Annotated in this window: 10 protein-coding genes; 6 read left to right on the top strand and 4 right to left on the bottom strand. The window is 64.5% G+C overall.

Annotated elements, in window-relative coordinates:
* Positions 1 to 82 precede the first annotated feature (82 nt).
* The 3 genes from KAK11_RS18180 to KAK11_RS18170 all read left to right on the top strand — a co-directional run bounded on the left by KAK11_RS18180 (position 83) and on the right by KAK11_RS18170 (position 1,939).
* Entirely contained in the window at positions 83 to 565 is a 483-nt protein-coding gene (locus tag KAK11_RS18180; RefSeq protein WP_210810744.1) for a hypothetical protein, read from the top strand.
* A gap of 70 nt (positions 566 to 635) precedes the next feature.
* Entirely contained in the window at positions 636 to 884 is a 249-nt protein-coding gene (locus tag KAK11_RS18175; protein WP_210810743.1) for a hypothetical protein, read from the top strand.
* 17 nt (positions 885 to 901) lie between these two features.
* Positions 902 to 1,939, top strand: coding sequence for a DUF2971 domain-containing protein (locus tag KAK11_RS18170; protein WP_210810742.1), 1,038 nt, complete (start codon positions 902 to 904; stop codon positions 1,937 to 1,939).
* 430 nt (positions 1,940 to 2,369) lie between these two features.
* Here KAK11_RS18170 and KAK11_RS18165 read toward each other — a convergent pair whose 3' ends face one another.
* From KAK11_RS18165 to KAK11_RS18155, 3 genes are read right to left on the bottom strand one after another with little or no spacing between them, the layout of a single operon-like run.
* A complete protein-coding gene (locus KAK11_RS18165; RefSeq protein ID WP_210810740.1) occupies positions 2,370 to 3,359 on the bottom strand; it encodes a quinoprotein relay system zinc metallohydrolase 1 in 990 nt (329 codons plus the stop codon).
* A 5-nt stretch (positions 3,360 to 3,364) separates the two neighbouring features.
* Positions 3,365 to 4,189, bottom strand: a complete 825-nt coding sequence (locus KAK11_RS18160) for a quinoprotein dehydrogenase-associated SoxYZ-like carrier (RefSeq protein WP_246499124.1) — start codon at positions 4,187 to 4,189, stop codon at positions 3,365 to 3,367.
* A 26-nt stretch (positions 4,190 to 4,215) separates the two neighbouring features.
* On the bottom strand, positions 4,216 to 6,369 hold the full coding sequence (locus tag KAK11_RS18155; RefSeq protein ID WP_210810737.1) for a TonB-dependent receptor family protein: 2,154 nt from the start codon (positions 6,367 to 6,369) through the stop codon (positions 4,216 to 4,218).
* Between the two features lie 260 nt (positions 6,370 to 6,629).
* Here KAK11_RS18155 and ggt point away from each other — a divergent pair, with 260 nt between their 5' ends.
* The gene (gene ggt, locus KAK11_RS18150; protein WP_310737829.1) at positions 6,630 to 8,606 is read left to right on the top strand and encodes a gamma-glutamyltransferase; all 1,977 of its coding nucleotides are present in this window, start codon (positions 6,630 to 6,632) and stop codon (positions 8,604 to 8,606) included.
* On the opposite strand, the gene KAK11_RS18145 is transcribed toward ggt, so the two are convergent.
* Positions 8,603 to 9,604 (bottom strand): XdhC family protein, encoded by a 1,002-nt coding sequence (locus KAK11_RS18145; protein WP_210810736.1) that lies wholly within the window; start codon positions 9,602 to 9,604, stop codon positions 8,603 to 8,605. The genes ggt and KAK11_RS18145 overlap by 4 nt on opposite strands.
* Before the next feature lie 245 nt (positions 9,605 to 9,849).
* On the opposite strand from KAK11_RS18145, the gene KAK11_RS18140 reads away from it, so the two are divergent.
* Positions 9,850 to 10,317: a (2Fe-2S)-binding protein gene (locus KAK11_RS18140; protein ID WP_210810734.1), complete on the top strand. Its 468-nt coding sequence runs from the start codon at positions 9,850 to 9,852 to the stop codon at positions 10,315 to 10,317.
* A gap of 93 nt (positions 10,318 to 10,410) precedes the next feature.
* Complete coding sequence (locus KAK11_RS18135) at positions 10,411 to 12,762, top strand: xanthine dehydrogenase family protein molybdopterin-binding subunit (protein WP_210810733.1); 2,352 nt, start codon at positions 10,411 to 10,413, stop codon at positions 12,760 to 12,762.
* Positions 12,763 to 12,841 lie beyond the last annotated feature (79 nt).

Raw genomic sequence — 12,841 nt, 5'->3', positions numbered from 1 at the left:
GGCGTGCTGAAATCGGCCCTTTGCTGGCAACAGGACGTTTCGGGCGACAGGCATTTTCTCCACACAAACAAGTTCAACATCAATGGAAGCCACGCTCTTCTGCCGCTCGCCGGACTCCTTTTGGATCAGCTTGGTGCAGCAACCGGTTGGTTTTGAGTTGAGGCCCTATGCCACCCCGTTTGGACTATCGGACGAAACACTCTGCTACTTCGAAGGAACTTTGATCGGCATGGCTGTTGAACAGCTTGGCACTAGCGGTGTCCTTGTGGATCTGCTGCCGAAGCTCGACATAAGTCGTCCTTATGCGTGGCCAACGCCAGAGCAGTTCCTGAGCGCGCTGGAAGGATTGCTTCGCCGGACCGATTCCTGGAGCCTTCGTTCAGAGCGCGATACTGACCAAATGTCTGTGCCGGTTGTGCGCAGTACAGAAGCGCTGCGCAGAGAACTTTGCCTCCTCGTCCTGTACTGTTCGGGCGCTGCCGTCATCTGCCCAACCTTCCAAGCTCACGGGCAAGAGCTTGATGTTGAACCCTTCGCTGAAGGGGACGGCGTTGGCTCCCACTGAACTTGAACGTTGCTATTCATAGGGTTGGCATGTGACGCCGCATTACGAATGCAAGTGGGTGCTCTCTGGCATGAGCAGCAACAAGGGTGCCTTTCGAGAGGAAGGTACAACGTCCATTCGTCACGTCGAATCCAGAGCTCGAAGTGCGGAAGAGCTGAAGGAAGAGGCTCTTCAAGGCTTGCTCTCGTATTTGAAAGAGCATGAACGGACACCTTGGCGTCCAGAGCCCAGATACGAAAACATCACCGACTTGAAAATCGAAATTGGCGACTTCGTAGCCGTGGGTTGTGAATTGGGCATGCAGAGCGATGAGAAATAAATCCAACGTTACACGTGATGAAACGCAGCATCGCATTTAAATACAGGAGCGGGGGCGGAGCATCATTTGAAAGAGACTTGCGCGGACTTCGCGAGAGTCAAATCTATGCTGCGTCCCGCGAAACGTTAAACGACCCTTTCGAAGGTCGCTTCGACCGAAGCCCTCTCGATGCACAGTTCCGCGCGCTGAGGACAATATCCGCAGGTCTGATGGGCAGGGTCGGAGAATCGTTCGAAGGGGTATCCGCTGCCACTGAGGAACTGCTCGGCTTCGTGGACAAGTCCGGCGTCTTCTCTCTGAGCTATAACCCACTCAACGAGCTTATCTGGGCGCACTACGGAGGCTCGCACCAGGGCTACTGCATCGGATATGACCTAGACAGGCTCGTGTCTTTCGAGCCAATGCATCTTCATCGCATCGAGGTGACCTACGGCAACGCCTCTCCGGCGTTCGAAATGGGCGAGTTTGTGACAGGCACGTCGCCGGTCATGGTTCTGAACAAGCTTCTTGGGTCGAAATCGCTGCCCTGGAGGTACGAGGAAGAAGTTCGCATCGTGGCGACGCCAGCCGGACTGCACGAGCACGACTTCCGTGCAGTACGCGAGGTGTACTTCGGTCTGCGCTGCCCGGAAGAAACTCGCCTTGCAGTAATGGAGGCGTTGGCCGGACGAGGAGTCACGTACAAGCAGGTGAGTAGCCCGTACCCCTCATACGTTCTAAATGCGGTCGAGATCGCGGACGCATACGCATCTGCACCGGCATACCGATCGAGAGTGGCCTCTATTGTGACGGGCGCAATCGACACCACCTACTTGAAGCCGGACCTGCATCAATACGCCAAGTACTTGCAAAAAGCGGCCGAAATCGTGAGACGCGAGCCCTATTGCGAGGGAATTCAGAACGTTGATTTCAGCACTTCCAAGAGTACACCCGGTAATCCAGTGGTGTATGTGCAGTACCTTAGAGGCCCAAACAAGTGGGTTACTCATCATCTCACCTTGAGACAGATAGACGAGCAATACGCGCGATTGGGCTTGCAGGACGATGATGCGTAACAGAACGGGCAACACGGACACATTGAGCCAGATCGCCACAGGATGGCCACCTCTGCATCGAACGAGTGGCTTGGAGCACCTTCGACCACCCCACCACCCGCCCTGGCGCGGGGTGGGCCTCAGGGCGATTTGAGAGGCGCTGAGGAGCGCAGGGGTGGGCTGGGGCGCGCGCAGCGCGCATCAATCTCTGACTCGCAGCAGATGATTGAGCGTAACGAACGCAGTGAGTGGAGCGAGTTCTGCAGCGCCCAGCCCAGCACGAGCACCGCAAGGGAGTCGGCTTTAGCCGACCGCCTCTCGCATGAGCCCTGGGGCCTACCCCGCGACAGGGCATGACAGGCCACCAAGGCTGACAGGTCTCCCGACCCTTCGACAAGCTCAGGACGAACGGTGACGCGCGACGGTCGAGACCTACGAGCCGCTCAACGGGCTACCGCCCCCGCTTCAACACCTCACGCTCATACACCGGGTAAAGGTGCGCCACATTGCGCGTGTACTCGGTGCTGAAAGCAGCCCAGCCTTTGAACTCTTCGGGCACTGGAGAGCGCAGCAGCTCGTTCATCTCCAGGCCTTGCTCGGCCGCCTTCTTGAAGTGGCCGTCCAGCCACTGCAAATAACGTCGGGTTTGAGCAATGCCTTCTGAGCCCTGGTGCACCGGGCCGTGGCTGGGCACCACAGTGCGCAGGCCCAAGGCTTCCAAGGCCTTGAGGCTCTCTAGCCAAGGGCCGACCTTGGCATGCGGCGTGGTGGGAATGCGCTGCGAGAACACCAAGCCACCCACAAAGGCGACGCCGCTTTGCTTGTCGATCAGCACCACGTCAGAGTCGGTGTGGCCTGTCCACTCGCGCAATTCAAACTCGCGCTCGCCGACCTTCCAGGAGCGGGCTTGCCCGCCCGAAGGCACCTCCAAGTCCACCGTGGGCGGCAAGGTCTTGGTGTCCTTCATCCAGTCGCCGCACAGGCGATACAGGTTGTCTTCGTAGGCGCTGGCCTCGCGGGCCACACCGGCGCGGGTGGCGGGCGTGGCCAAGCGTGGCACATCGGCAAAGCCCTGGTGGCCCAAAAAATAGTCCGGGTGCAGGTTGAGCTGCAACACCTTGATGACCGGCTCGGACGTGGTGCGGGCAATCAGGGCGCGCAATTGCTCGCCTTGGCGCTTGCTGACCCCGGTGTTGATGACCACCACGCCCTTGCCCGTGGCAATGAAGCCGGTGTTGATGATGTTGCAGCCGTTGGCCACGGTGAAGTCGGCATTGGCGCCCTCCACCACCCAGACGCCTGGGGCCAAGGCGCGGGCCTTGAGGCCGTAGTCCAGGCGGTCCACATCGACTTGTGGGGCAGCCTGCGCCACCGCAGCAGCCGGCCACAGCCCGCCGATGCCCAAGGCAGTTGCCAGGGCCAAAGGAGCGAACACGCGCATTTTGCTCACTCCACCTTGCTGGCAATGCGATTGCCGTTGTTGTCACTGCCCACCACAAACACACCGCCTTCGGGCGGCGTGGCAAAGTCGAAAGAGAACACCGGGTTCTCGCTGACGGGCTCAAAGCTCAGCAAGCGGGCGAGTTCGCGCTCTTTGCCATCGCGCACGGAGAGCTTGTTCACATAGAAGGCCGGAATGCCACCGACGAGGCCGGTGTCTTGCGGGTGCATGACGCGCACACGCAAGCGCGAAAAGCTGGCCTCGGCGTTGCCGGGCGCTGCGGTGAACAAGCGGCCGCTGACCTCGCCGAGTGTTTGGGTCCACGAGCCGTCTTTGCGCGTGGCGCCGCTGACGGTGCAGCCGCCGCCGGCGCTGTCCACCCAGGTGCCGCCCACATGCCACAGGCCGTCTTGGGTCTGCACGGCCGCCCTCACGGGCGACGCCTGCTCCAGCTTGAATCGAAAGGCGATGGCGGGCAAGGCGGTGACGGGCTGGTACTCCAAAACCTTGCGAATGGGGTTACGGTCCACCAGCAGCACCATGCGCTGCACAGGGCCTAAGGCCGGGTCGACCTTGACGCTGATGGGCACGTTCATCGGGTCTTCTGCAAAAGCCGGGCCTTGAACCTGCACGCGCGAGTCAAACACCGCCTTGCCGCCGCCCAAAAACTCTTTGCGCATGTCTGACCAGGGCAGCGAGCGATAGGGGTCACCCTCGAACTCATCGGCCGGGACGGCTGCAGCAGCAGTCTTGGCAGGCGTGGCCGCCGCCGACGGGGCCGGCAGCGCCAGCAAGACCGCCAAGGCGGCTGCGAATGGAAGGACTTGCAAGGCTTTCACATCTGCCCCTTTGCGGCTCAGAGCCCATGGACCCAACGTACACCCACCCACACCGTGCGAGGGGCTCCGGCCTCGAAGTAGCGGCCGTTGCCGTCGCCCACGATGACGCTGCCAGCGTAGACCCGATCCGCCAAGTTGTCGATGCGCGCGGTCAATTCCAGGCGCTGGGCTTGGCCCAATGACCACTGCTGACTCCAGCGCAAGGCCGCCAGGCCATAGCCTGCGGCAAAGTCGCTGTTGCTGTCGTTCACCGCCACGCGGCCCACGCCGCGCGCCTCCAGGGCAAACTCGCCCCAGGCGCTGTCGCGCCAAGCCAGCTCGGCCCAAGCGCTGCGGGCTTGCGTGCCGGCAATGCGGTTGCCGGCGGGCACATCCACCGTGGGCGTGGTGCAGGGCGTGCCGGCGCAGGCTTTGAAGGCGTCGCGATAGGTGGCGTCCAGCCAAGTCAGTGCGGCTTGGGTGCGCCAGCCACGTGCGGGCTCCCAGCGGCCGGCCAACTCCAGGCCACGGCGCTGGGTAGCACCCACGTTTTGGAAGGTGGAGCGGCCACCGCTGTTGCTCAGCGTGGCCAGCTCATCCGAGACGCGGGTGTCAAAGACTGCGGCATCCACGGCAAAGGCGGGCTCGCGGTACTTCAGCCCCAGCTCCAACTGGCGGCTGACTTGGGGTTTGAGCGCGGTGTTGAAGCCTGCCGAGGCATCGGGCTTGTAGGCCAGCTCGCCCAGGGTCGGCGCCTCAAAGCCACGCGCGGCGCTGGCGTGCAGGTGCAGGCTGCGGCTGCCCTCTTTGAGAGCCTGCCAGCGCAGGCCCGCCACCGGATTGGTGTAGCTGAAGCTCAGGTCGCCAGAGTCGTCGCCATTGCTGAGATAAGCGTCCCGGGCGCGCAGGCTGACCTTGCCGCTGCGCACACCGGCGCTGGCCACCCAGTCGGGGTTGAGCGTCCACTCAGCTTGGGTGTAGACATCGCGGCTGGTGGCGGTGTTTTGCTCGTCGCGCCGCAGCTTGCCTGTCACCCCCAGCACTTGGCTGGCCCCGGTGCCGGTGAAGTTTTCGTAACCCCGCCGGTCGTCTTGCTGGCGTTCTTGGGCCAGGCCCGTCACCAGCTCGACCGGCCCAAAACCCCAACGCAAGCGGGCATCGACACCGCTGTAAGCGCGGTCAAAGTCGACCACACCACCGCCGTGGCGCGGATTGGCTTGGGTGGCTGCGGGAATAGCCTGCCACTGCGTCACGCTGCGGTCTCCGCTGTAGAGCGCCACTTGGCTTTCGCGCAGCAGGCCGCCTAGAGCGTCTGCGCCAAAGAGGTGGCGCCAGCTTGCCCCGGCCTGGGTTTGGCGCGCGGCCTTGCGGGTGTTGAACTGGGTGGCTTGCGCCGCCGTTTGGTAGGGGTTGCTGTTGAAGTCAGCGCGGGTCAGGCCCAGGGGGTCGTCGGCGGGTTGGTCATAAGCGCCCACTTGCACCACCACGCGGTCGGTGTCGTTTTGCCAGCCCAAGCGGGCTTGGCCCAGGTCGCGCTGCGCCGCACTGTGCGGCCTGTAGCCCTCGACCTCCATATGGCTGGCACTCAGCCGCGCATCAAAGCCTTGGCCCAGCGCCAAACCCACCGAGCCACGCACTTGGCGCAGGCCAAAGCTTGCGGCATCCACGCCGACCTCGACCTCGCTGGTCTTGACGGGGGCCGCCACCAAGGCAATCACCCCGCCGGAACTATTGCCGTACAGCACCGAAAACGGCCCGCGCAGCACCTCTATGCGCTGCGCCCCGGCTAAGTCGAAATGCGCGACCTGGCCTTGGCCGTCGGGGCCCGAGGCCGGAATGCCATCGGCCACCAGGCGCATGCTGCGCACGCCAAAGGCGGCACGGGCGCCAAAGCCGCGTGAGCTGATCTGCAGGTCTTGCGCGTAGTTGCCCCGGTTGTTGACCACCACGCCCGGCACTTGGCTCATGGCCTCGCTGAGGTTGACCATGGGGCCGGCGCGGCGCAGGGCGTCGCGGTCGACTACGGTGATGGCAAAAGGCGCGTCTTGCACGCGTTGCTGCGTCAGCGAGCCGGTGACGACCACCTCTTCGCTGGGGGCAGCCGCGCTGCTCTGCGCGAACGCCCCCGACGAGCAAGCCAGCGCGCAAGCCACCGCCAGCGCGTGGGGAGAAAAGAGAGGACGTTGAGACATGGATTTCCTAGAAGACAAAGTCCTGGGCGCGAGGCTGCATGAGCCCCAAATTGCCTCTATCAGACCGCTACACGGCACCGCAGGCCAGATGGCACAAACCCCGCTCAGACCTCTGGTGACTGCGCCAGAACGTGACACTCCACGCAGCGGAGTCGGCGGCCCCCTGGGCAGCCGCTGCCCTAGCGAAAACCCGGTGTGCATCACTGGCACAGAGGGCTACCGTGTAGACACCCTATAACAAACCTTCAGGAACTCCCGTCGTGTCCATTTCCCCACATTCATCCTCGCGCCTGCCCGGTGCAGCCCCCACCGCCTATCGCCTGCTCGCACTCGCCTCAGCCTTGGCCTTGTCGGCCTGTGCGTCCTCCGACCCCGATGCGGTGGAAGAAAACGCCTGCTTGCAAGTGAGCGACGCCGGCGCCGTCTACAACCCCGGCAACCCCGGTGAAGGCGGGGCCCCCGAAATCCCCACCGGTTTTGCCAGCAAAAAGAACGTGAGCGCGCGCAGCTTCATGGTCGTGGCCGCCAACCCGCTGGCCACCAAGGCGGGTTGTGATGTGCTCAAGGCCGGTGGCAGCGCGGTGGATGCCGCCATTGCCACGCAGATGGTGCTGAACATCGTGGAGCCCCAATCCTCGGGCATTGGCGGTGGCGCCTTCATGCTGCATTACAACGCCGCCCAGAAAAGCGTGGTGGCCTATGACGGCCGCGAAACGGCCCCCGCCGCCGCCACAGAGAACTACCTGCGCTGGGTCAGCGATAGCAACCCCACCACGCCCCTGCCCAACGCCCGGTCCTCAGGCCGCTCCATTGGCACGCCCGGTGTGATGCGCATGCTGGAGTTGGCCCACAAAGACGCGGGTGTGCTGCCCTGGAAGGACCTCTTCAACCCGGCCATCAGCATTGCCACCAATGGCTTCAAGGTCAGCCCGCGCATGGCCAGCTCCATCGCCAGCGTCGAGGCCAGCTTGCAGCGCGACCCCGAAGCCCGGGGCTATTTCTTGGACGCTAACGGCCGGGCCTGGCCCGCCGGCACGCTGCTCAAATCGCCCGCCTTGGCGACCACCTTCAACACCTTGGCCACGCAAGGCGCGGCGGCCTTTTACAGCGGCGCGCTGGCGCAAGACATCGTGGATGAAATTGCCGACACCACCGGCGGCATCACCCCAGGCCTGACCACGCTGGCTGACCTCTCCGCCTACCAGGCCAAGAAGCGCGAAGCCGTGTGCATCACCTACCGCAGCAAAGTGGTGTGCGGCATGCCGCCGCCCTCTTCCGGCGGCTTGGCCGTGGCCCAAGCCTTGGGCATTTTGGAGACCTACAACCTCGCGGCCTTCCCACCCAGCGCGCTGGACGACAACGGTGGCAAGCCCGCAGTGACGGGCGTCCACCTGGTCTCTGAAGCCCTGCGCCTGGCCTATGCCGACCGCGACAAGTACGTGGCCGACGCCGACTTCGTGCCCCTGCCCGGCGGCTCGCCGGCGGCCATGCTGGACAAAACCTATCTGCGCCAACGCGCCTCGCTGATCAGCCTCTCGCGCAGCATGGGCACGGCCCAGCCCGGCACCTTCCCGGGCGCAGCCGGCGGCGTGCACCCACCCGCCCGCGACAACGGCACCACCCACCTCAGCGTGGTGGACCGACAGGGCAATGTGGTGAGCATGACCACCACCATCGAGAGTGGCTTTGGCTCCTTCCACATGACCAAGGGAGGCTTCTTACTGAACAACCAGCTCACTGATTTTTCAGCCGCACCAGCAGACGCCCAAGGCGTGCCCATCGCCAACCGCCTGCAGCCCGGCAAGCGCCCGCGCAGCTCCATGGCCCCCACCCTGGTGTTCGAGGCCCAGGCCGACGGCAGCAAGGGCGACTGGGTGATGGCCACCGGCTCCCCCGGCGGCTCCACCATCATCCAATACACCACCAAGACTTTGGTGGGCGTGTTGGACTGGGGCCTGAACGCGCAGCAAGCCACATCAATGATCAACTTTGGCGCGGCCAACAGCCCCACCACCAATGTCGGCGGCGAACATCCGAATGTGGACCTGGCCAACGGCAGCGCCAACGACCCGCTGGTCAGCGGCCTGCGCAGCCTGGGCCACACCGTCAGCACGGCCGCACTCTCCAGTGGCGTCTCCACCATCGTGCGGCGCAAAGACAGCGCAGGCAACCGGGTGCTGGACGGCGGCGCCGACCCGCGGCGTGAAGGGGTGGTGCTGGGGGATGTGGTGCGCTAGGCCACACAGCCCGGCGCAGACAGTGCCGGGCCGCCGCCTTCAAACACCGGCTCGGGGATGCGCCAGCCGTAACGCACCGCCGTCAGCTCGGCCAAGATGGAAACGGCGATTTCGGGCGGGGTGCGGGCACCGTTTTTGATGCCCACTGGGCCGTAGAGGCGGGCCAGTTCGGTCTCGCTCAGGCCGAAGTGTTCGGCGAGGCGCTGTTTGCGCTTGCTTTGGTTGAGGCGTGAGCCAATCGCGCCCACGTAGAAGGCGGGTGTGCGCAGCGCTTCCATCAGGGCCAAGTCGTCGAGCTTGGGGTCGTGGGTCAGGGCGATGATCGCGGTGTGGGCATCTGGTTTGAGGGCCAGCACGGCGTCGTCGGGCATATCGCGGCGGTGCACCACGCCGGGCAGCTCGACCGCGTACTCCTCGCGCGGGTCGATGATGATGACCTGATAGTCCAAGGCCTGGGCCATTTGAGCCAGGTACAGGGTCATTTGCCCCGCGCCCACCACCACCAAGCGCCAGTCGGGGCCGTGGGTGGAGATGAGCGTTGTCTCATTCAGCAACACCGCGTCGGCGCCGGTGGCCTCAGCCAGGGTAACGGCACCGGTGGCCAGCGTCAGCTCGCGGCGCACGCGCTGGCCTTGGCTCAGCCGCTCCAGCAGCAGTTCGATCTGGCTGTTGGCTTGGATGGGCTCCAGCACCAGCTCCAGCGTGCCGCCGCAGGGCAGGCCAAAGCGGGCCGCTTCGTCGCCACTGACCCCGTAGCGCACCACCTTGGGCACGTCGGCCGCCAGGGCTTGCTCGCGCATGCGCGCAATCAGATCGTCTTCAATGCAGCCGCCCGAGACAGAGCCGGCAATCTGCCCATCGTCGCGCACCGCCACCACCGAGCCCACCGGGCGCGGTGCCGAGCCCCAGGTGCGCGTGATGGTGCCCAGCACCACCCCAGCGCCTGCCGCCCGCCACGCCACCACTTGGCGCAGCACTTGTAGATCAACGTTGTCCATGGGAGGCATTGTGGCGGGACGCGCCGCGCCAGCGCTTGCGGGAAGACCTGAACCCCACGGCGTCCCTGCGGCATTTCGGGGTCTTGGAAACCCCTTATGCAATGCTTTGCTTATCTGATTTGCAAACGCGTTCATAGGCGTTTCCGTCATCAAGCCAAGTGCGCGTCGCGTGCCTAGGATGGCCCCCGCAACGTCAAGCCACCTTCCCGCTTGGGCTTGCCGTCAACGCACTCAGGAGACAACCCATGACCACGATCACGCTCAAGGTCAACGGCCGCGAAGTGACCAAAGACGTCGCACCGCAAACGCTGTTGGTGCAATTCATCCGCGAGACCCTGCAATTGACGGGCACCCATGTGGGCTGCGACACCGCTCAGTGCGGCGCTTGCACCGTCCACCTTAACGGCCGTGCAGTGAAGAGCTGCAATATGCTGGCCGTTCAAGCCCAAGGCGCCGAGGTGACCACCATCGAAGGCTTGGCCGCGGCTGACGGCACGCTGCACCCCATGCAAGAGGCCTTTAACCAATGCCATGGCTTGCAATGCGGCTTCTGCACACCGGGCATGGTGATGAGCGCGGTGGACCTGGTGAAACACCACCGCTGCGACAGCGACGCCGCGGTGCGCGAGGGCCTGGAAGGCAACCTCTGCCGCTGCACCGGCTACCAGAACATTGTCAAAGCCGTGCGCCAAGGCGCGGCCAAGATGGCCTAACTCAACCCCCAAGATCCGGGCGACGCCCGTCTCGCCCCCCCGAGGGGGAGCAAAAAAACTTGGGACGGCCCGGCATTTTTTTGAGGATTCGACATGAACGCACCCCAAGGTTTCATCGGCAAGTCGGTGGTCCGCCGTGAAGACGGCCGCTTCTTGACCGGCAAAGGCCAGTACACCGACGACATCAATCTGCCCGGCCAAACGTATGGCTACTTTTTGCGCAGCCCTTATGCCCATGCGCGTCTGAAGTCGGTCAACACTGCGGCTGCGGCCGCCGCACCCGGCGTGCTGGGCGTGTTCACCGGCGAGCACTTCAAGGCCGTGGGTGGCCTGCCCTGCGGCTGGTTGATCAACAGCCTGGACGGCACGCCCATGAAGGAGCCCAAGCACCCGGTGCTGGCCGATGGCAAGGTGCGCTATGTGGGCGACCGCGTGGCCTTGGTGGTGGCCGAGACGCTGGACCAAGCCAAGGCGGCGGCCGAGCTGATCGAGGTGGACTATGAAGAGCTGACGCCGGTGATCGGCACGGGCCGGGCCACCAGCATTGCGGCGAGCGTGCATGACGAAGCGCCCAACAACCAGTGCTACCACTGGGGCATCGGCGACAAGGACGGCGTGGACGCCGCCTTCAAGAGCGCCGCCCACATCACCACGCTGAAGTTCAAGAACAACCGCCTGGTGCCCAATGCCATGGAGCCGCGCTGCGCCAACGCCAGCTACAGCCGCGCCGACGACAACTACACCCTGTATGTGAGCAACCAAAACCCGCACGTGGAGCGCCTGCTGATGTGCGCCTTTGTGCTGGGCATCCCCGAGCACAAGATGCGCGTGGTGGCCCCCGATGTGGGCGGCGGTTTTGGCTCCAAGATCTTCTTGTACGGCGAAGAAACCGCTCTGGTGTGGGCCAGCAAGCAAATCAACCGCCCGATCAAGTGGACGGCCGACCGCAGCGAGGCCTTCTTGTCCGACGCCCATGGCCGCGACCATGACTCGCTGGCTGAATTGGCCCTCGACAAAGACGGCAACTTCCTGGCGCTGCGGGCCACCACCACGGCGAATATGGGCGCTTACCTGTCCACGTTTGCGTCCAGCATCCCCACCATCTTGCACGCCACGCTGCTGGCTGGCCAGTACAAAACGCCCAAAATTTGGTGCGAAGTGACCGCCGTGTTCACCAACACCGCGCCGGTGGATGCCTACCGCGGCGCGGGCCGGCCTGAGGCCACCTACTTGCTGGAGCGCATTGTCGAGACGGCGGCGCACGAGATGAAGATCGACCCGGCCGAGCTGCGCCGTCGCAACTTCATCACCAGCTTCCCCTATGCCACACCAGTCGGCCTGACCTACGACACGGGCGACTACAACGCCACCATGACCCGGGCCATTGAGCTGGCCGATGTGGCGGGTTTCGAGGCCCGCAAAGCGGCCAGCGCGGCCAAGGGCCTCAAGCGGGGCTTGGGCTACTCGGCCTACATCGAGGCCTGCGGCATTGCGCCGTCCTCGGTGGCCGGCGCCTTGGGAGCGCGGGCGGGCTTGTTTGATGCGGGCGAGGTGCGCGTACACCCCACCGGCAAGGTGACCATCTTCACCGGTGCGCACAGCCATGGCCAAGGCCATGAAACCGTGTTCGCGCAGGTGGTGGCCGACAAGCTGGGCATCCCGCTGGAAGACGTGACCATTGAGCACGGCGACACCGGCAAGGTGCTGTTCGGCATGGGCACCTATGGCTCGCGCTCGCTCTCGGTGGCGGGCACCGCCATGATCAAGGCGCTGGACAAAGTGATTGCCAAGGGCAAGAAAATCGCCGCCCACCTGATGGAAGCCGCCGATGGCGATGTGGAGTTCGAGAACGGTGTGTTCAAGGTGGCCGGGACCGACAAGTCCGTGCCCTTTGCGGCCGTCTCGCTCACCGCCTATGTGCCGCACAACTTCCCGCATGACAAGCTGGAGCCGGGCCTGAACGAGAACGCCTTCTACGACCCGACCAATTTCACCTACCCTGCCGGCACCTACATCTGCGAGGTCGAGGTGGACCCGCTGACGGGTGCGGTGCGGGTCGACCGCTTCACGGCGGTGGACGACTTCGGCAATGTGGTCAACCCCATGATCGTCGAAGGCCAGGTGCACGGCGGCGTGGCCCAAGGCATTGGCCAGGCCTTGCTGGAGCACGGCATCTATGACGAAGACTCCGGCCAGTTGCTCACCGGCAGCTATATGGACTACGCCATGCCGCGCGCCGACGACTTCTGCCACTTCCAAGTCGAGACGGCCAAGGGCACGCCTTGCACCCACAACCCCCTGGGGGTCAAGGGCTGCGGCGAGGCCGGTGCCATCGGCTCTCCCCCGGCGGTGATCAACGCCATCTGCCATGCCTTGGGCGTCAAAGACATGCCCATGCCAGCCACACCCCACACCGTGTGGCAGACCTTGCAGGCCCAGCGTTGAATCCACCCAAAAAACGCCGGGCCGCCCCAAGTTTTTTGCCCCCCTCGGGGGGCGGGCTGGGCGGGGCCCGGCCCTAGGG

Source organism: Ideonella paludis, assembly GCF_018069865.1.
Lineage (GTDB): Bacteria > Pseudomonadota > Gammaproteobacteria > Burkholderiales > Burkholderiaceae_C > Ideonella > Ideonella paludis.
Note: the sequence above shows the minus strand (reverse complement) of the source record. Positions and strands in the feature narration are given on the sequence as shown.